14 protein-coding genes are annotated in these 19,418 nt (G+C 57.8%); 10 read left to right on the forward strand and 4 right to left on the reverse strand.

From position 1 onward, the window contains the following. Nucleotides 1-41: 41 nt before the first annotated feature. The 4 genes from gluQRS to thpR all read right to left on the reverse strand — a co-directional run bounded on the left by gluQRS (nt 42) and on the right by thpR (nt 2,870). A complete protein-coding gene (gene gluQRS, locus IM300_RS09935; protein ID WP_193036336.1) occupies nt 42-932 on the reverse strand; it encodes a tRNA glutamyl-Q(34) synthetase GluQRS in 891 nt (296 codons plus the stop codon). A gap of 57 nt (nt 933-989) precedes the next feature. Next, nucleotides 990-1,445 (reverse strand): RNA polymerase-binding protein DksA, encoded by a 456-nt coding sequence (gene dksA / locus IM300_RS09940; RefSeq protein WP_001155232.1) that lies wholly within the window; start codon nt 1,443-1,445, stop codon nt 990-992. Between the two features lie 176 nt (nt 1,446-1,621). After that, entirely contained in the window at nt 1,622-2,326 is a 705-nt protein-coding gene (sfsA, locus tag IM300_RS09945; protein WP_193036338.1) for a DNA/RNA nuclease SfsA, read from the reverse strand. Then, nucleotides 2,316-2,870 (reverse strand): RNA 2',3'-cyclic phosphodiesterase, encoded by a 555-nt coding sequence (gene thpR / locus IM300_RS09950; protein WP_063450614.1) that lies wholly within the window; start codon nt 2,868-2,870, stop codon nt 2,316-2,318. The genes sfsA and thpR overlap by 11 nt, the downstream gene beginning before the upstream one ends. A 73-nt stretch (nt 2,871-2,943) precedes the next feature. On the opposite strand from thpR, the gene hrpB reads away from it, so the two are divergent. From hrpB to fhuB, 10 genes are all read left to right on the forward strand, one after another. After that, nucleotides 2,944-5,373 (forward strand): ATP-dependent helicase HrpB, encoded by a 2,430-nt coding sequence (hrpB, locus tag IM300_RS09955; protein WP_193036340.1) that lies wholly within the window; start codon nt 2,944-2,946, stop codon nt 5,371-5,373. Between the two features lie 152 nt (nt 5,374-5,525). After that, nucleotides 5,526-8,051 (forward strand): bifunctional glycosyl transferase/transpeptidase, encoded by a 2,526-nt coding sequence (mrcB, locus tag IM300_RS09960; RefSeq protein ID WP_063450612.1) that lies wholly within the window; start codon nt 5,526-5,528, stop codon nt 8,049-8,051. Nucleotides 8,052-8,394: 343 nt separating this feature from the next. Beyond that, on the forward strand, nt 8,395-8,967 hold the full coding sequence (locus tag IM300_RS09965; protein ID WP_063867524.1) for a fimbrial protein: 573 nt from the start codon (nt 8,395-8,397) through the stop codon (nt 8,965-8,967). A gap of 42 nt (nt 8,968-9,009) precedes the next feature. After that, entirely contained in the window at nt 9,010-9,723 is a 714-nt protein-coding gene (locus IM300_RS09970; protein ID WP_193036342.1) for a molecular chaperone, read from the forward strand. 20 nt (nt 9,724-9,743) lie between these two features. Beyond that, the gene (locus IM300_RS09975) at nt 9,744-12,221 is read left to right on the forward strand and encodes a fimbria/pilus outer membrane usher protein (protein ID WP_193036344.1); all 2,478 of its coding nucleotides are present in this window, start codon (nt 9,744-9,746) and stop codon (nt 12,219-12,221) included. Between the two features lie 13 nt (nt 12,222-12,234). Then, a complete protein-coding gene (locus IM300_RS09980) occupies nt 12,235-13,242 on the forward strand; it encodes a fimbrial protein (protein ID WP_193036346.1) in 1,008 nt (335 codons plus the stop codon). Nucleotides 13,243-13,444: 202 nt separating this feature from the next. Beyond that, a complete protein-coding gene (fhuA, locus tag IM300_RS09985; protein WP_193036348.1) occupies nt 13,445-15,700 on the forward strand; it encodes a ferrichrome porin FhuA in 2,256 nt (751 codons plus the stop codon). A gap of 50 nt (nt 15,701-15,750) precedes the next feature. Beyond that, nucleotides 15,751-16,548, forward strand: a complete 798-nt coding sequence (gene fhuC / locus IM300_RS09990) for a Fe3+-hydroxamate ABC transporter ATP-binding protein FhuC (RefSeq protein ID WP_064910115.1) — start codon at nt 15,751-15,753, stop codon at nt 16,546-16,548. After that, complete coding sequence (gene fhuD / locus IM300_RS09995; RefSeq protein WP_112791953.1) at nt 16,548-17,438, forward strand: Fe(3+)-hydroxamate ABC transporter substrate-binding protein FhuD; 891 nt, start codon at nt 16,548-16,550, stop codon at nt 17,436-17,438. The genes fhuC and fhuD overlap by 1 nt, the downstream gene beginning before the upstream one ends. Then, nucleotides 17,435-19,417 (forward strand): Fe(3+)-hydroxamate ABC transporter permease FhuB, encoded by a 1,983-nt coding sequence (fhuB, locus tag IM300_RS10000; RefSeq protein WP_193036350.1) that lies wholly within the window; start codon nt 17,435-17,437, stop codon nt 19,415-19,417. The genes fhuD and fhuB overlap by 4 nt, the downstream gene beginning before the upstream one ends. The last annotated feature ends 1 nt before the right edge of the window (nt 19,418 follow it).

Below are 19,418 nucleotides of genomic sequence, written 5' to 3' on the forward strand. Positions count from 1 at the left end.
GTACACCTCGTAGTGTGTTTTGTTATCAAAAAAGCGGCTAATCATAGCTCAGCGCAACGCATTTGAGAATGCTGGATTTTTGGCACGGCCATTAGCGTCCAGCCAGCAACCGCTCTTTTCAACAATTCATCCAGACTCAGATCCTGCCATTCCTGCGTTACATTCTGGTTGAGAAATCGCAGCGCGTCGATCAAAACCGGGCGCGGATCGCCGTCAGGCAGCGCCGGGGCATGGTTCTGTTTTGACAGCTTATTCCCCTGTTCATTGACCGCCAGCGGCAGATGGATGTAATCCGGCGCCGTCCAGCCAAACTGCTGGTAAAGCGATATCTGCCGCACGGTAGGCTCGACGAGATCCGCTCCACGCACGATTTCCGTGACGCCCTGAAAATGGTCATCGACAACGACCGCCAGATTATAGGCAAACAGACCATCACGACGGTGAATAATAAAATCCTCACGCGCCAGGCGTTCGTCCGCCTGAAGGGTGCCTGAGAGCACGTCGGTAAAGTGCGTCACCGGAGAGCGCTGTATCAGCCGTACGGCGGCATTTTCAGGGCCGTTGTGCAGCGTACGGCAGTGGCCGTCGTAAACGCCACCCACGCTCTGAATACGCGCGCGCGTGCAGGTGCAGTTATAGGAAAGACCCTGTTCAGCAAGCCATGCCAGACGTTCACGGTAGGCATCATGGCGTTGAGACTGCCAGAGCACTTCGCCGTCCCAGTGAAGACCGTAATGTTCCAGCTGACGCAGAATGGTTTCTGCTGCACCGGGAACTTCACGCGGGGGATCGATATCTTCAATGCGGACCAGCCATTTACCCTGACGGGCGCGAGCCTGTAGGTAGCTGCCGAGCGCGGCAATTAATGAGCCGAAGTGTAATTCACCGGAGGGAGATGGCGCAAAGCGCCCGATATAGTGAGATTCAGACATATCAACGGTAACAAGGCGGGAGAGACTCCCGCCTTTGCAGTAGTGAGAGGGCGGGCGTTAACCGGCCATCTGTTTTTCGCGGATTTCTGCCAGCGTTTTACAATCGATGCACAGATCGGCTGTTGGACGCGCTTCCAGGCGACGAATACCGATTTCAACACCGCAGGATTCGCAGTAGCCAAAATCTTCGTCCTCGACCTTCTTCAGCGTTTTTTCGATCTTTTTGATCAGTTTGCGCTCGCGGTCACGGTTACGCAGTTCGAGGCTGAACTCTTCTTCCTGAGCGGCACGGTCGACCGGATCCGGGAAGTTAGCAGCTTCATCCTGCATATGTGTAACGGTGCGATCGACTTCATCCCTGAGTTGATTACGCCATGCTTCAAGAATACGCTTGAAGTGCGACAGCTGGGCTTCGTTCATATACTCTTCGCCCGGCTTCTCTTGATACGGCTCCACCCCAGCGATGGCGAGAATACTCAGGGACGATGTTTTACGGTTTTGCCCTTCTTGCATGTTGCTTCTCCTTAACACGCACTATCGATCCCCATGTTGGGGGAAAAATCAGGTCGCTATAAATAGCAGATGCTTTTCCGTATGGCAATTATCTAAACGTAACACTTGACAACCCTGTGAGGAAAAGCGTATTTGCGCACGCGGCCAGAACACTTATTAGTCAATCGTCTAATCCCTTATAAGACAATGGGAAGAGAGGATCTCAGAGTCATATTATCGGCAGAAAGTTCCGCTTTATAAGCCAAAATCTCTACCCCCTGCTTTTGTGCCTCATTCAACAATTGCGCGTATTTAGGATCAATATGACGGGCCGGGGAAAACCGTTCAATGGCTGAATGCAGAACCGCAAACAGCAACACGGCGCGCTTGCCCGCCGCCGCCACACTCATTAGCTCTCGCAGATGCTTCTGGCCACGTAGCGTTACCGCATCCGGAAAGAAGCCGTATTCCTGTTCTGCTAACGTCACTGATTTCACTTCAATATAGCACTCCGGCCGGTCTTCCGCCTGGAGCATAAAATCAATTCTGCTGCCTTCATCGCCATATTTCACTTCGCTTTTTTGCGTGCCGTAACCCACAAGTTCAGGAAGGGTTCCATGGGTCAGGGATTCCTTAACCAGCTGATTGGCGCGCAGGGTATTAACGCAAATAAATGCCCCGTTTTGCGTCTCGGTCATTTCCCAGGTATGGGGATATTTGCGTTTAGTATTTTCTGAAGTGGAATACCAGACTGTATCACCCGGCGTGGCGCAACCGGTCATGGCGCCGGTGTTAGGGCAGTGCAGCGTGAGCGTTTCGCCCTCAGGCGTGATTACGTCAGCGAGAAAGCGTTTGTAACGCTGGATCAGCGTGGCGGGCTGGAGTGAAGGGCTAAACTTCATCAGGATTCCTTAGCGTGTCGCCCAGCGTCCAGCGCTGGAGCGGAGTATAGCGGGTGCGTCCTTGTACAAAGGCAGATTCGTAAAGCGCAAATTCCTTCACCTCAAAGGACCAGTGAAAGCCCGGTGGCGGGATGGCTACGGCCTGACCCGCATCGCGCAGCAGGGTTATGTGGGGATGAAACGGCTGCGGGCTCTGGTAACAGCCGCTGCGCGCGGCCTGCGCTCGCAGCATGCTGGCGAGCTGGAGCAGCCCGCGAGGGGGCTGACGCGTCCCCAGCCAGACCACCCGAGAGCGCAGCCATTGCCCGGCATCGTCAAGATGCAGCGTAAACCCCGGCTGGGAAATGCGTCCGGCCAGTGCGCTTAAGGCGCGCTGCTTTTCAGCGCTTACATCGCCGAGAAACGCTAACGTCAGGTGCATATTGGCGGCGGCGACAGGGCGGCCCGCTTCTGCCGGGAAGTGGCTGGCGCGCCAGCGAACAATTTGCCGTTGAAGCGAGGCGGGTAATTCAATGGCGAAGAATAGCCGTTTTGACTCAGACATGCGCAAGACTCGGTAATGATATGCGCCGATGCTACAATGTACGCCGATTAATGTTAACCCTCTGGAGCCGTAAGTGTCTTCTTTGCCCGTTGCCGTCGTCCTTCCTGAGCTTCTTGCCGCCTTAGAACATGCGCCACAGGTTTTGCTCAGCGCGCCCACGGGAGCGGGTAAATCTACCTGGCTACCCCTGCAAATCCTGCGTGAGGGGAACATCAGCGGGAAAATTATCCTGCTGGAGCCGCGCAGGCTGGCCGCGCGCAACGTGGCGCAGCGCCTGGCGGAACTGCTGAATGAAAAACCGGGCGAGACGGTAGGGTACCGGATGCGCGCCGAAACCTGCGTTGGCGCGTCCACGCGGCTGGAGGTGGTCACCGAGGGTATTCTCACCCGTATGCTGCAAAGCGATCCGGAGCTGACCGGCGTCGGGCTGGTGATCCTTGATGAATTTCACGAGCGCAGCCTACAGGCCGATCTGGCCCTTGCGCTGCTGCTCGACGTTCAGCAGGGGCTGCGCGACGACCTTCGCCTGCTGATTATGTCGGCGACGCTGGATAACGAGCGGCTCCGGCAGACGCTCCCCGACGCGCCGATGATTGCCTCCGAAGGACGAGCCTTTCCGGTTGAGCGCCGCTATCAGCCGCTGCCTGCCCATCAGCGCGTTGACGAAGCCGTTGCCATCGCCACCGCCGAACTGCTCCGCCAGGAGCCCGGCTCGCTGCTGCTGTTTTTACCCGGCGTAGGTGAAATCCAGCGCGTACAGGAACAGCTGGCGTCACGGGTGAGCAGCGATGTCGCGCTTTGTCCGCTGTATGGCGCCCTGTCGTTAAGCGACCAGCGCAAAGCAATCCTTCCCGCCCCGGCGGGGAAGCGCAAAGTGGTGCTGGCGACCAATATTGCCGAAACCAGTTTGACCATCGAAGGCATTCGCCTTGTGGTGGACAGTACGCAGGAGAGGGTCGCCAGCTTTGATCCGCGCACCGGGCTGACCAGGCTGCTGACGCAGCGCATTAGCCAGGCCTCGATGGTGCAGCGCGCAGGGCGAGCCGGGCGTCTTGAGCCGGGTATTTGTCTGCATTTAACCAGTGCCGAGCAGGCGGAGCGTGCGGCACTACAAAGCACGCCTGAAATTTTACAAAGCGATCTCTCCGGGCTGGTGATGGATCTGATGCAGTGGGGCTGCCCGGATCCTGACCAGCTCACCTGGCTTAATCCGCCGCCTGTCGTGAACCTCACCGCCGCGCGCAGCCTGCTGACCCAGCTTGGTGCGCTGGAAGGCGAGCGACTGACGGCGCGCGGCCAGAAAATGGCGGCGCTGGGCAACGATCCGCGTCTGGCAGCGATGCTGGTGGCCGCGCAGGGCGAAGATGAAATTGCCACGGCTGCGAAACTGGCGGCTATTCTTGAGGAGCCGCCGCGCGGCGGCAGCAGCGATCTGGGGCAGGCCTTTTCACGCAATCAGGGAAACTGGCAGCAGCGAGCACAGCAGCTATGTCATCGTCTGAAGAGCCGGGGAGGATCGCCTGACAGCGATAAAATGACTTCTCTGCTGGCACAGACTTTTCCGGACAGGATTGCGCGCCGCCGCGGACTTGACGGCCGCTATCAGCTGGCAAACGGGATGGGCGCGATGCTCGATAGCGATGATGCCCTGACGCGTCATGAATGGCTCATTGCCCCTCTGCTGCTACAGGGCAGCCATTCCCCGGATGCGCGCATCTTGCAGGCGCTTGCCGTGGATATTGACGCCCTGACGCGTGCCTGCCCGCAGCTGCTTCAGCAATCGGACATCGTCGAATGGGATGATGCCCAGGGCACGCTGAAGGCGTTCCGTCGTAGTCAGATTGGTAAACTGACGCTCGGGACGACACCGCTGGCGAAGCCGTCGGAAGAAGAGTTACACCAGGCGATGCTGAACGGCATCCGGGAAAAAGGGCTGAGCGTTCTGAACTGGACACCGGAGGCGGAGCAGTACCGTATTCGTCTGCACTGCGCCGCGAAATGGCTGCCGGAATACGGCTGGCCGGCGGTGGATGACGATACCCTGCTCGCGACGCTTGAACAGTGGCTACTGCCGCAGATGAGCGGCGTGCACTCGCTGCGCGCCCTTAAGGCGCTTGATGTTAAGGCAGCGTTACAGAATTTACTGGACTGGTCGTTACGTCAACGTCTGGATAGTGAACTGCCTGGGCATTACACTGTGCCAACCGGGAGCCGGATTGCTATTCGTTATCATGAGGATAATCCTCCGGCGCTGGCGGTTCGGATGCAGGAGATGTTTGGTGAGGCCACCACGCCGTCGATCGCTGAAGGGCGTGTGCCGCTAGTGCTTGAGCTGCTTTCGCCCGCGCATCGTCCCTTGCAGATCACCCGCGATCTGGGCGCGTTCTGGGCGGGCAGCTATCGTGACGTGCAGAAAGAGATGAAAGGGCGGTACCCCAAACATGTCTGGCCGGACGATCCGGCGAATACCGCGCCGACGCGGCGCACGAAGAAATATTCGTGATGAGTCGAAAAGGGGAGTGCGGCCTGATGCCCTCACCCCGGCCCTCTCCCACAGGGAGAGGGAGAAACAAACTTTGAGAGATTTCTTCTTTCACTGACCTGTGCAAGATAAGAAAATCTGGCCTTTGCGCCTGAATGTTGCGGAGAAAAAGCATGGCGGGGAATGACCGCGAGCCAATAGGACGTAAGGGAAAGCCAGCGCGTCCGGCGAAAGAAAAGGTAAGCCGTCGTCGCCTCAGAGATGAGGAGTATGACGATGACTATGAAGACGATTATGAGGATGAAGAACCGATGCCGCGTAAAGGGAAAGGCAAAGGGCGTAAGCCTCGTGGGAAGCGCGGCTGGTTCTGGCTGCTGCTGAAGCTGTTCATTGTTTTTGTTGTTCTGATCGCGATTTACGGCGTGTATCTGGATCAGAAGATCCGCAGTCGTATCGACGGGAAAGTCTGGCAATTGCCGGCGGCAGTGTATGGTCGCATGGTGAACCTTGAGCCGGACATGTCCATCAGCAAAAACGAGATGGTTAAACTGCTGCAAGCTACGCAGTACCGTCAGGTCACGAAAATGACCCGTCCGGGCGAATTTACCGTCCAGGCGAAAAGCATTGAGATGATCCGCCGTCCGTTCGACTTCCCGGACAGCAAAGAGGGCCAGGTGCGCGCGCGTCTGACCTTTGACGGCGATCGCCTGGAAACCATTGAGAACATGGATAACGATCGCCAGTTCGGTTTCTTCCGTCTCGATCCGCGCCTGATCACCATGCTGTCGTCCGCAAACGGCGAACAGCGCCTGTTCGTGGCGCGTAACGGCTTCCCGGATCTGCTGGTGGATACCCTGCTGGCAACCGAAGACCGTCACTTCTACGAGCACGACGGTATTAGCCTCTACTCCATTGGCCGTGCGGTGCTGGCGAACCTGACCGCCGGGCGTACGGTGCAGGGGGCGAGTACGCTTACCCAGCAGCTGGTGAAAAACCTGTTCCTCTCCAGCGAGCGCTCTTACTGGCGTAAAGCCAACGAAGCGTACATGGCCGTGCTGATGGATGCGCGCTACAGCAAGGATCGTATCCTTGAGCTGTACATGAACGAGGTGTACCTCGGCCAGAGCGGCGATAACGAAATCCGCGGCTTCCCGCTGGCGAGCCTGTACTACTTTGGCCGTCCGGTGGAAGAGCTGAGCCTTGATCAGCAGGCGCTGCTGGTGGGCATGGTTAAAGGGGCGTCAATCTATAACCCATGGCGCAACCCGAAACTGGCGCTGGAGCGTCGTAATCTGGTGCTGCGTCTGCTGCAACAGCAGCAGGTGATTGACCAGGAGCTGTACGACATGCTGAGCGCGCGTCCGCTGGGCGTTCAGCCGCGCGGTGGCGTGATCTCCCCGCAGCCTGCCTTTATGCAGATGGTGCGTCAGGAGCTGCAATCTAAGCTTGGAGATAAAGTAAAAGATCTCTCCGGAGTGAAGATCTTTACCACCTTTGACTCCGTGGCGCAGGATGCGGCTGAGAAAGCGGCGGTGGAAGGTATTCCGGTTCTGAAGAAGCAGCGTAAGCTGAGCGATCTGGAAACCGCGATGGTGGTGGTTGACCGCAACACCGGTGAAGTTCGCGCCATGGTGGGCGGCGCCGAGCCGCAGTATGCGGGCTATAACCGTGCGATGCAGGCGCGTCGTTCGATTGGTTCTCTGGCAAAACCGGCGACCTATCTGACCGCACTGAGCCAGCCGAACCTCTATCGCCTGAACACCTGGATTGCCGATGCGCCCATCTCCCTGCGCCAGCCTAACGGCCAGGTATGGTCTCCGCAGAACGATGATAAACAGTTCAGCGGTCAGGTGATGCTGGTGGATGCGTTAACCCGCTCAATGAACGTGCCGACGGTTAACCTCGGGATGGCGCTGGGCCTGCCGGCCATCACCGATACCTGGCAGAAGCTGGGCGTGCCGAAAGATCAGCTGCACCCTGTTCCGGCCATGATCCTGGGGGCGCTTAACCTGACGCCAATCGAAGTGGCCCAGGCATTCCAGACCATCGCCAGCGGCGGTAATCGTGCTCCGCTTTCCGCCCTGCGTTCGGTGATAGCGGAAGATGGCTCCGTGCTGTATCAAAGCTTCCCGCAGGCTGAGCGCGCGGTTCCCGCGCAGGCAGCCTATATGACGTTATGGACGATGCAGCAGGTTGTTCAGCGTGGTACCGGGCGTCAGCTGGGGGCGAAGTATCCGGGTCTGCATCTGGCAGGTAAAACCGGGACCACCAACAACAACGTTGATACCTGGTTTGCCGGTATTGACGGCCGTGAAGTGGTGATCACCTGGGTGGGTCGCGACAACAACCAGCCGACCAAACTGTATGGTGCAAGCGGTGCAATGTCGATTTACCAGCGCTATCTGGCAAATCAGTCTCCGGTGCCGCTGAACCTCGTTGCGCCGGAAGATATCGTCGATATGGGCGTGGACAGCTCAGGTAACTTCATCTGCGGCGGCGGCGTGCGTTCGCTGCCGGTCTGGACGACCAATCCGGATGCGCTGTGCCAGCAAAGCCAGCCTGAGCAGCCAACGGGCAATCCGTTTGATCAATCTTCTCAGCCTCAGCAGCCGCAGCAGCAACAGCCGCAGCAGCAGGACGAGAAGAAAGACAGCGACGGCGTCGCCGGCTGGATCAAGGACATGTTCGGCGGAAATTAATTAATTCCCTGAATTTAAAAGCCGCTTTCTCGTAAAGCGGCTTTTTTTATTTCCCTTCGTTGCTTTATTATAATTATTAAATACTGAATGTAGAATTATTAATCTTATAGTCTGGTTTTATAAATCAGGGGGTTATAATAATCGTGACCGATTTTATCCTTTTGCACGCTGGACATGATAAAGACTAATCTGATGTAATCCCGCCATGAAATTCATCATTCATCAGGACATTCTTATTTGGATGGGGTGGAAAATGAATGATGTCTCGCTTTACCTGACATTCTGATGCAAATTCGCTTTGCCGGGAATGGATACCTTCATCAGCAAATATAAGGATATTGTTATGCGTAAATATATTATTACTTCTTTACTGGGCGGAAGCATTTTGACAGCGCTGTCGCTTCCGGTTTTGGCATCGAATGATTCCGGCACGGTGAACTTTGCCGGGAAAATTGTTGCGGATACCTGCGAAATTAACGTTGATGGCACCGGTACGAATGCATCGACCGTAACGTTTGCCGATACCTATCCTTCGGATTATAGCGGCGACGGCTCGGTGGGAACGTCAAAAGCGTTCAAAATTGAGGTGAAGAAATGTGACCCGCTGGTCGCAAAACTGAACCTGAAGTTCAGCGGCTCCACCACGGACGCCGCCTACAAACGTCTTCAGAACGATCTGACCGGTGAAGGTAACGCCACCAACGTCGGTATCATTGTCAGCAATGAGAATGGCACGAAAGGGGACGTGATTTTTGACGGATCTACCCCTGACGCGGGCACTGACGTTGCGAACGATGCGACGGGGCAGGCTGCTTCCGTCTTTAACTACACCGCGAAGGTTATTCAGGTTGGAGAAGACGCGCCAACGGCGGGTCATTATGCCTCCTCTGCCACGTTCGAGGTTGTTTATCGCTAAAAAAATCGGGCAGCCTGAAAAGGCTGCCTTCTGGAACGCAGGATGAAACATTTAATTAAAGTGTTATGCGGCTGCCTGGTTATTTCCTGCTGTACAGCGCAGGCCAGCGTGGTTCTCGGTGGAACGCGAATCGTTTATCCATCGAATAAGTCTGAAGTGCAAATTGCCCTCAAAAATAAAGATCCTCATACGCGTTATCTGGTACAAAGCTGGGTAAGCTATCCCGATAATGCGAAAGCCCCCTTTGTTATCACGCCTCCCGTGTATAAATTACAGGAAAATCGCCAGACGCTTTTACATATTATTTTTACCGGCGATAAAAAAAACCTGCCTGCGGATCGGGAGTCGCTATTTCTGGCTAACGTTAAATCCGTTTCGGCCTTATCGCCGGAATTAAAAGATAAGAATACCCTTCAGTTTGCGATGAAAACGCGTCTGAAGCTGTTCTGGCGCCCTGCGCAGCTGAAAGAAACGGACGCGCTGCACGCCTTCGAAAAAATCACGTTTCGCCGTCAGGGTGACACTCTGATTGCAAAAAATTCAACGCCTTTTTACGTCTCATTTGGCGAGCTGGCCGTTGGCGGCAAAAGCGTGCCGGTGGTGGATAACAAAGCCACGCCGGGAGCGATTTCCATGATGGTTGCGCCATTCAGCGAGCAGCGTTTCGCCCTGCCCGGATCGGCAAAAGGTGCCGTGACGTGGACGGCAATCAATGATTTCGGCGCGCAAACCCCTCAACGCAGTCAGGCACTGTAAACCGATCATGCTGGTATCGTATGTCTTCATCGTCACGGCTCAAACAGGTTCTGAAGGGGATCGCGCTGGCATTGCTGGCCGCGATCCAGCCTGCCGCGGCTGATGACGACTTCAACCTGCGGATTCTGGAGCTGGATACGCCGCTTGAAAATACCGCGACGCTGAAAAATTTCATCAATGATAACGGCCTGATGCCCGGCAGTTACCAGACCACGATCCTCTGGGACGGGGATGTTCTGGATAAGCGCCCCGTAACGTATGTTCTCTCGGCGGACAAACAGCGCCTGCTGCCTGAGCTGACTAAAGCCGAGCTGCGCGCGCTGGGGGTTAAGGTGGATGTTATTGCCGATATGGCCGGGCTGGACGACGCGGCGCACATCGACGATATCTCCCGTTTTATAAAAAATGCCCGCTACGAATTTAATCAGGATAATCAGACGCTGACGCTGGTTATCCCCCAGATGTACCGCGATCGGGCGACGGCGGGGGCCATCAGCCCTAAGCTGTGGGATGACGGTGCTCCGGCGGCCTGGACCAGCTACCAGCTTAGCGGTTCGCAGCAGCGCTATAGCGGGGGCAAAACCTCGTCAACCTGGCTGGGCCTGGACTCCGGTATTAACGTGGGCGCATGGCGCCTGCGCAACAACAGTACCTGGAGCGATACCGCCGGCTGGGATGCTATCGCCACCACGCTACAGCGCGACGTTAAGCCGCTGCAAAGCCAGATGGAGATTGGCCAGACCTATACCAACGGTGAACTTTTCGACAGCATTCAAATGACCGGGATGAAACTCGAGACCGACACGTCCATGCTTCCCACCGGCCAGCAGGGTTTTGCTCCGGTCATACGCGGCATTGCGAACAGCGACGCGAAGGTCACCGTGAAGCAAAACGGCTACACGATTTACCAGAGCAACGTCTCGCCGGGGCCGTTCGCGATCCGTGATTTGAGCCAGGTGGCATCGGGCACCGATCTGGAAGTGACCGTTGAAGAGGCGGATGGCAGCGAGCACAGCTTTATCCAGGCCAGCGCGTCGGTGCCGGTGCTCCAGCGCGAAGGAAACCTGAAATATTCTCTGGCGATGGGGCGCTATCGCGGCAGCGAGGGCGAGGATGCGCCTGCGTTTGCCCAGGGAACGGCGATCTATGGCTTTCCGTATGGCATAACGGCCTATACCGGCGTGCTGGGCGCGTCGCTGTATCACGCGGCGCTGGTCGGGGCGGGGGCAGATTTGGGGCGCTTCGGTTCGGCATCGGTGGATGTCACGGGTGCCCGCACCGCTTTTGATGACGGTCGTGATGACGCGAGCGGATTATCCTGGCGCGCGCAATATGCGAAAGATATTCCGGATACGAATACCACCGTCACGCTTGCCAGCTACCGCTACTCCACCGCCGGTTTTTACACCTTTCAGGAGGCGATTGACCAGCGCGACGATGAGATAGACGACGGGATTTATACCTATCGCCTGACCAACAACCGGCGAAGCCGTATGCAGCTTAACTTTTCTCAGCGCCTTTCGGACTGGGGGTCGGCTTACCTGAACACCTATCAGCAGGATTACTGGGACATGGATGGCCGCGAGCGCAGCGTCAGCGCCGGGCTGAGCTCCAGCTGGCGCGACATCTCCTGGTCATTAAGCTACAGCCTTACCCGGACGCCCGATGCGGATGCTGACCGGCAGATGGCCCTGACGCTGAATATTCCCTTCTCCCACTGGCTACCCAACGCCTGGGCGAGCTACAGCGTCAACACCACCAGCGGAGGTTTTGTTTCGCATCAGGTGGGGCTTGGCGGCACCGCGCTTGAGGATAATAAGCTCAGCTACAGCCTTCAGCAGACGTACGCTAATCACGATACCGGCTACGGCGGCAGCCTGTCCGGCCGCTATCGGGGAGCCTCCGGCGATCTGGGGCTGGGGTACAGCTATGGCGGCGATAACCGGCAGTGGAACTACAGCGCGCAGGGCTCCGTCGTGGCGCATGAACATGGCGTGACCTTAGGGCAGCCAGTCCGCGACGCGTTCGCCGTTGTGCATATCGAGGGCGGCGACAACGTTAAGGTTCAGAACGGCCGGGGGATTTCAACCGATCGCTTTGGCAACGCCGTTGTCCCGTCGCTGACGGCCTACCGGCATAACGTCATCACGGTAAATACCCAGGATCGGGACGATATCGATATTGAGGCAGCGACGCAGGATCTTGTCCCGACGAAAGGGGCGGCGCTGGCCGCAACGTTCGACGCGCGCGTCGGGCGGCGGGCGCTGGTCACGTTGCTTCATCGGGGCAAGGCCGTGCCGTTCGGGGCCGTGCTCGCTCTGCAAAACGCGACCGCCATCGTGGGAGACGAAGGGGAAGTGTATTTAACCGGGCTGCGCGGCAGCACAGCGTTTAACGTGCAGTGGGGAGAAGAGGGGGACGCGCAGTGCCGCGCCACGCTCGACGTGCCCGCCGACGGCGCAACAGGCATTTTTAAAACAACGGTAAACTGCCAATAAAATGGGTGAAACAATGCGTCTACGTTTTTCTGTCCCCTCGCTTATCGCCTGCGCGCTGGCGCTGGGCGCGGTTGTCTTTATTCACCCGGCGAGCGCCAGCTGTAGCTTTAGCGGCGGCGAGGGCAATGGCGGGGTCGTCACGTTCCAGCTGCCTGCGATCATCGCCGTTGCGCCCGACGCGCCGGTGGGCACCGTGATTTATGACGGTAGCGTTGAAAGTAATGAAATTACCGTGGATTGCGGTGGCGCCGACGCCCAGATCCGCCGCGGCTATTTGTCCATCACCAGCGCCGACGCGCGCGAAGACTTCATGCCCGGCGTGTACAGAACCAACGTGCCGGGAATCGGGATCCGCGCTGCCTCATCCACGGAAAAGCACCCCAGCTATACGTCAGGCGATCTCGTGCGCCCGTGGGAGTATCTGGGAACTATGCATGGCTATTCGCATCAGGTACTGGCCTTCCGCGCCGCCGCGCAGCTGCTGGTGATCGGGAATGTTGAAGAGGGGAACCTCGATACCGGACGATTAACCGCGCAGGATACGCTGGGCGGCGCGGTTATCGGCGAAATGCGCTTCTCGCCCACCAGCGTGCGCGTTACGACCAATACCTGTAACCTGGTTGACCGGAATATTTACGTCCCGCTGAAGACCGTCAATACGCAGGATTTCACCGGCCAGTACACCGACGTGCTGACCGATAACAGCTTTAAAATTGAGATAAGCGAGTGTGCGGCAGGCACAAAGGTGGATTATCAGTTTACGAGCGCAGGTTCGACGGGCGTTACAAACGGGAATACGTTAGGCATTGCCGCCGGGGATCATGCCGCCGCGGGAGTCGGGATCCAGATTCTGGACGGCAATAATACGGTGCTGCAATTCGACCATAGCTATACGGCGATAACCAGCACGCAGGATAACGTGCCCGTGGAAATTCCGCTGAAGGCGCGCTACGTCAAAACGGGAGAGGTCAAAGCCGGCAAGGTTGATGCGGTTGCTACTTTTGAACTTTTTTATCGCTGATCGCCGCCCGCCCGCGCGGGTTTTTACGATCATTTCCCTACACTTTTTAACCCTCTCTTTTCATCTGGTTATTTCTTAAACCCTCAATTCTTGTAAGGCCGCATATCGCTTGCTATGCCGCCAGCGTTTCGCATATTATTCTGCGGTCATAATAATAATTCTCGTTTACGTTATCATTCACCTTTTTCATCAGAGATCCATCATGGCGCTTTCCAATACTGCTCAGCCAATTAACACGTCGCTGCGTAAAATCGCAGCCGTCGTAGCCACAGCGGTTGCCGGCATGTCTGCTTACGCACAGGCCGCTGAAACCCCCAACAAAGAAGAAACCATCACCGTGACTGCCGCACCGGCTGCACAGGAAAGTGCCTGGGGTCCTGCTGCGACTATCGCCGCTCGCCAATCTGCGACCGGTACCAAAACAGACACCCCAATTCAAAAGGTTCCACAGTCTATTTCTGTGGTAACTGCCGAAGAGATGGCGCTGCATCAGCCACGTTCCGTTAAAGAAGCTCTGAGCTATACTCCGGGCGTTGCGGTAGGCACCCGTGGTGCTTCGAATACTTACGACTACCTGGTTATTCGCGGTTTCGCGGCCGATGGCCAGAGCCAGAACAACTACCTCGACGGTATGAAGATGCAGGGCAACTTCTATAACGACGCGGTGATTGATCCTTATATGCTGGAGCGCGCTGAAATCATGCGCGGTCCGGTTTCCGTTCTGTACGGAAAAAGCAGCCCTGGTGGCCTGCTGAACATGGTGAGTAAGCGTCCAACAACCGAGCCGCTGAAAGAAATCCAGTTTAAAGCGGGTACTGACAATCTGTTCCAGACCGGCTTTGACTTCAGCGATGCCATCGACGATGACGGCGTTTACTCCTACCGCCTGACGGGCGTTGCGCGTTCTAATAATGCGCAGCAAGAAAATAAAGGCGAGCAGCGTTATGCCATCGCGCCATCTTTCTCCTGGCGCCCGGATGATAAAACGACTTTCACCTTCCTCTCCTACTTCCAGAACGAGCCTGAAACGGGCTACTACGGCTGGCTGCCAAAAGAGGGAACGGTCGATCCGCTGCCAAACGGCGATCGCCTGCCGACTGACTTCAACGAAGGCGCGAAGAACAACACCTATTCCCGTAACCAGAAAATGGTGGGATACAGCTTCGACCATGAATTCAACGATACTTTCACCGTGCGTCAGAATCTGCGCTTTGCCGAGAACAAAACCTCGCAAAACAGCGTTTACGGCTACGGCATGTGTTCCGATCCGCTCTATTCGAGTAATCCGGCATCCAGCCCTTGTGCGAGCGTTCCTCAGTCGCAATGGGGGCATACGCTGACTCGCCAGTATGTGATCGATGACGAGAAGCTGCAAAACTTCACCGTTGATACGCAGCTTCAGAGCAAGTTCGCGACGGGGGCTCTCGACCATACTCTGCTGACAGGCGTTGATTTCATGCGCATGCGTAATGACATTAACTCCTGGTTCGGCTACGCCGGCTCCGTTGCGCCATCCGATATTTACGATCTCGATCGTGGCGATTTCGATTTCGGTTCACACCCTGGACCGTCTGGCGCTTACCAGGTGTTGAACAAGCAGAAGCAGACCGGCGTTTACGCTCAGGATCAGATCGAATGGGATAAAGTGCTGGTGACACTGGGCGGCCGTTACGACTGGGCCGATCAGGAGTCCTACAACCGCGTATTAAATACCACCGCCAAGCGTGATGATACTCAGTTCACCTGGCGTGGCGGCGTTAACTACCTGTTCGACAACGGCGTAACTCCTTACTTCAGCTACAGCGAATCCTTCGAACCGGCTTCCCTGACCGATGCTCAGGGTAAACCGTTCTCGCCGTCTAAAGGCAAACAGTACGAAGCGGGCGTGAAATACGTGCCGAACGATCGTCCGATCGTGATCACCGGTGCAGTGTATCAGTTGACCAAAACCAACAACCTGATGGCTGACCCGGCGGGCTCACCCTTCTCCGTTGAGGGTGGTGAGATCCGTGCCCGTGGCGTAGAGCTGGAAGCGAAAGCGGCGCTCTCTGCAAGCGTTAACGTTGTAGGTTCTTATACCTATACCGATGCTGAGTACACCACCGACACCAACTACAAAGGCAACACGCCGGCGCAGGTGCCAAAACATATGGCATCCGTGTGGGGTGATTACACGATGTTTGATGGCCCACTGTCTGGCCTGACGCTGGGTACTGGCGTGCGTTATACCGGCTCCAGCAAAGGTGACCCGGCGAATAGCTTCACTGTTGGAAGCTATACACTGGTTGATGCACTGGTCAGATACGATCTGGCGCGTGTAGGCATGGCCGGCTCAAACATCGCGCTTCACGTGAACAACCTGTTCGATCGTGAGTACGTAGCCAGCTGCTTCAACACCTACGGTTGCTTCTGGGGTGCTGAACGCCAGGTTGTCGCCACCGCGACCTTCCGCTTCTAACCTCTTTATGGGCACGGTTCGCCGTGCCCTTTTTATTTAAGTTGGCTGACATGCAGGATAATAAAACGCAATCCGACTCCACCTTCACGCTCAACAATCTCTCCTTCCGCGTACCCGGGCGTACCTTGTTGCATCCGCTCTCTTTGACCTTTCCCGCAGGTAAAGTTACCGGCTTAATCGGCCACAATGGTTCGGGTAAATCGACCCTGCTCAAGATGTTGGGCCGCCATCAGCCGCCGTCCGAGGGCGACATTCTGCTGGATGACCATCCGCTGGCAAGCTGGAGCAGTAAGGCCTTTGCCCGCAAGGTGGCCTATCTGCCGCAGCAGCTGCCGCAGGCGGAAGGAATGACGGTGCGCGAGCTGGTGGCGATTGGACGTTATCCGTGGCACGGTGCGCTCGGGCGTTTTGGCGTCGCTGACAGAGAGAAAGTGGAAGAGGCGATTGCGCTGGTTGGGCTCAAACCGCTGGCGCACCGTCTGGTGGATAGCCTGTCCGGCGGCGAGCGTCAGCGCGCGTGGATTGCAATGCTGGTGGCGCAGGACAGCCGCTGCCTGCTGCTCGACGAACCTACCTCGGCGCTGGATATTGCCCATCAGGTTGACGTGCTGGCGCTGGTGCATCGCTTAAGCCAGCAGCGTGGCCTGACGGTGATTGCCGTTCTGCATGACATCAATATGGCGGCGCGCTATTGCGACTATCTGGTGGCGCTGCGCGGCGGTGAAATGATCGCTCAGGGCACGCCTGACGAGCTGATGCGCAGCGAAACGCTGGAGCATATCTACGGTATACCTATGGGGATCCTGCCTCACCCTGCCGGGGCCGCTCCCGTGAGCTTTGTTTACTGATGCTGGATTCAACATACATTAGCCGCCGTCGCCTGCTGACGGCCATGGCGCTCTCGCCGCTGCTGTTGAAGATGGCCCCGGCCCGCGCCGCCGCTATCGATCCGCACCGCATCGTGGCGCTGGAGTGGTTACCCGTCGAGCTGATGATGGCCCTAGGTATCACACCCTACGGCGTGGCCGACATTCCCAACTACACCCTGTGGGTGAATGAGCCAAAACTGCCGGACTCGGTCATCGATATCGGTCTGCGCACGGAGCCAAACCTTGAGCTTCTCACGCAGATGAAACCGTCTTATTTGTTCTGGTCTGCGGGGTATGGCCCGTCGGAAGAGATCATGGCGAAGATTGCGCCGGGACGAGGTTTTTCCTTTAGCGACGGTAAAAAGCCGCTGACCATGGCAAAAAAGTCTATCCACGAGATGGCCCAGTTCCTCAACCGGGAAGCGGAAGCAAAACAGCATCTCGATGAGTTTGATGCGCTGATTGAGTCCCTTAAGCCGCGCTTTGCCCGCCGAGGCGATCGGCCTTTGCTGATGGTGACGCTGCTGGACGCCCGCCATATGCTGGTCTTTGGCAAAAACTGCCTGTTCCAGGAAGTGCTCGACAGCTTCGGCATTCGCAACGCCTGGGAAGGCGAGATGACGTTCTGGGGAAGCACCGCCGTGGGCATCGACCGCCTGGCGGCGTTTCGCGACGTCGACGTGCTGTGCTTTGACCACGGCAACGAGCGTGAAATGCAAACCCTGATGGCAACCCCGCTCTGGCAGGCGATGCCGTTCGTGCGCGAGCAGCGCTTTCTGCGCGCCCCTGCGGTATGGTTTTACGGCGCGACGCTGTCGGCAATGCACTTTGCCCGCGTGCTGGACAACGTGATGGGGGGCAGAGCATGAGTACGCGTATTGCCCGTTTCCCGGCGCTGCTGCTGGGGCTTATTTTTCTGGCGGCGCTGGCGCTAACCGGGTTCAACCTCTCCACGGCACTGCCGCGCGAGCAGTGGGCGGCCGCGTTTGCCGCTCCGGATATCGATAATATTCAGCAGATGCTCTTCCACTACAGCCTGCTGCCGCGTCTTAGCATCTCCCTGCTGGTCGGCGCGGGGCTGGGACTGGTGGGCGTGCTGTTCCAGCAGGTGCTGCGTAACCCGCTGGCGGAGCCCACCACGCTGGGCGTGGCGACGGGCGCACAGCTGGGGATCACCATCACTACCCTCTGGACCCTGCCGGGGGCGTTAACCTCGCAGTTTGCCGCGCTGGCAGGCGCCTGCGTCGTGGGCGCGCTGGTCTTTGGCGTGGCCTGGGGAAAACGTCTCTCGCCGGTCACGCTGATCCTCGCTGGGCTGGTCGTCAGCCTCTACTGCGGCGCGATCAACCAGTTGCTGGTGCTGTTTCACCACGACCAGCTGCAAAGCATGTTTATGTGGAGCACCGGTACGCTCACCCAGACCGACTGGAGTATCGTCCAGCGCCTGTGGCCGCAGCTGTTTGGCGGCGTGGTGCTTACGCTGCTGCTGCTGCGCCCGCTCACGCTGATGGGGCTGGATGACGGCGTGGCGCGCAACCTGGGGCTGGCGCTGTCGCTGGCCCGCCTGGCGGCCCTGACGCTGGCGATTGTGCTGAGCGCGCTGCTGGTTAACGCCGTCGGCATCATCGGGTTTATCGGCCTGTTTGCGCCGCTGCTGGCAAAAATGCTCGGCGCGCGCCGTCTTCTGGCGCGCCTGATGCTGGCGCCGCTGATTGGCGCGTTGATCCTCTGGCTTTCCGATCAGCTCATTCTCTGGCTGGCGCGCGTCTGGATGGAGGTCTCCACGGGGTCGGTGACGGCCCTTATCGGCGCGCCGCTGCTGCTCTGGCTGCTGCCGCGCCTGCGCAGCATTAGCGCGCCGGCGATGGATGCCGGGGATAAGGTCTCGGCGGAACGTCAGTCGATAATGTGGTTCAGCCTTGCCGGGCTGGCGGTGCTGGCGATCGCTTCGTTCGCCGCGCTCTCGCTGGGGCGCGACGCTACCGGCTGGCACTGGGCTACCGGTGATTTACTGAATGAACTTATGCAGTGGCGCTGGCCGCGGATCTTCTCCGCGCTGATTGCGGGCGTGATGCTGGCGGTGGCGGGCTGTATTATCCAGCGTCTGACCGGGAACCCGATGGCAAGCCCGGAAGTCCTGGGGATCAGCTCCGGTGCCGCGTTTGGCGTGGTGTTGATGCTGTTCTTCGTGCCGGGAAATGCGTTCGGCTGGCTGATGCCTGCCGGCAGTATCGGTGCGGCGGCGACGCTGATGATTATCCTGATCGCCTCCGGGCGGGGCGGATTCTCGCCTCATCGTATGCTGCTGGCCGGGATGGCGCTTAGCACCGCGTTTACCATGCTGCTGATGATGTTGCAGGCGAGCGGCGATCCGCGCATGGCGCAGATCCTGACCTGGATTTCCGGTTCAACGTACAACGCCACCGGCAGCCAAGTGGTGCATACGGGGATCGTGATGGTCGTGCTGCTGGCGATAGTGCCGCTGTGCCGTCGCTGGATGACCATTCTGCCGCTGGGCGGTGACACCGCGCGCGCGGTCGGGCTGGCGCTGACGCCAACGCGTATCGCCCTGCTGCTGCTGGCCGCGTGCCTGACGGCGACGGCCACCATGACTATCGGCCCGCTCAGTTTTGTTGGATTAATGGCGCCTCACATCGCCCGTATGATGGGCTTTCGCCGGACAATGCCGCATATCGTCATGTCTGCGCTGACGGGCGGGGCGATTCTGGTCTTTGCTGACTGGTGCGGAAGGATGGTGCTGTTCCCGTATCAGATCCCGGCGGGCCTGCTGTCGACCTTTATCGGCGCGCCGTATTTTATCTATCTGTTGAGAAAGCAGAGTCGGTAGT

Origin of the sequence: Enterobacter cloacae complex sp. I2 (genome assembly GCF_014896205.1) — a bacterium.
Lineage (GTDB): Bacteria > Pseudomonadota > Gammaproteobacteria > Enterobacterales > Enterobacteriaceae > Enterobacter > Enterobacter quasihormaechei.

Bases quoted from the DNA above. Each gene is read 5' to 3' on its own strand.
- gluQRS (WP_193036336.1), bottom strand. From the start codon at position 932: ATGTCTGAATCTCACTATATCGGGCGCTTTGCGCCATCTCCCTCCGGT.
- dksA (WP_001155232.1), bottom strand. From the start codon at position 1,445: ATGCAAGAAGGGCAAAACCGTAAAACATCGTCCCTGAGTATTCTCGCC.
- sfsA (WP_193036338.1), bottom strand. From the start codon at position 2,326: ATGAAGTTTAGCCCTTCACTCCAGCCCGCCACGCTGATCCAGCGTTAC.
- thpR (WP_063450614.1), bottom strand. From the start codon at position 2,870: ATGTCTGAGTCAAAACGGCTATTCTTCGCCATTGAATTACCCGCCTCG.
- mrcB (WP_063450612.1), top strand. From the start codon at position 5,526: ATGGCGGGGAATGACCGCGAGCCAATAGGACGTAAGGGAAAGCCAGCG.
- IM300_RS09965 (WP_063867524.1), top strand. From the start codon at position 8,395: ATGCGTAAATATATTATTACTTCTTTACTGGGCGGAAGCATTTTGACA.
- IM300_RS09970 (WP_193036342.1), top strand. From the start codon at position 9,010: ATGAAACATTTAATTAAAGTGTTATGCGGCTGCCTGGTTATTTCCTGC.
- IM300_RS09975 (WP_193036344.1), top strand. From the start codon at position 9,744: ATGTCTTCATCGTCACGGCTCAAACAGGTTCTGAAGGGGATCGCGCTG.
- IM300_RS09980 (WP_193036346.1), top strand. From the start codon at position 12,235: ATGCGTCTACGTTTTTCTGTCCCCTCGCTTATCGCCTGCGCGCTGGCG.
- fhuA (WP_193036348.1), top strand. From the start codon at position 13,445: ATGGCGCTTTCCAATACTGCTCAGCCAATTAACACGTCGCTGCGTAAA.
- fhuC (WP_064910115.1), top strand. From the start codon at position 15,751: ATGCAGGATAATAAAACGCAATCCGACTCCACCTTCACGCTCAACAAT.
- fhuD (WP_112791953.1), top strand. From the start codon at position 16,548: ATGCTGGATTCAACATACATTAGCCGCCGTCGCCTGCTGACGGCCATG.
- fhuB (WP_193036350.1), top strand. From the start codon at position 17,435: ATGAGTACGCGTATTGCCCGTTTCCCGGCGCTGCTGCTGGGGCTTATT.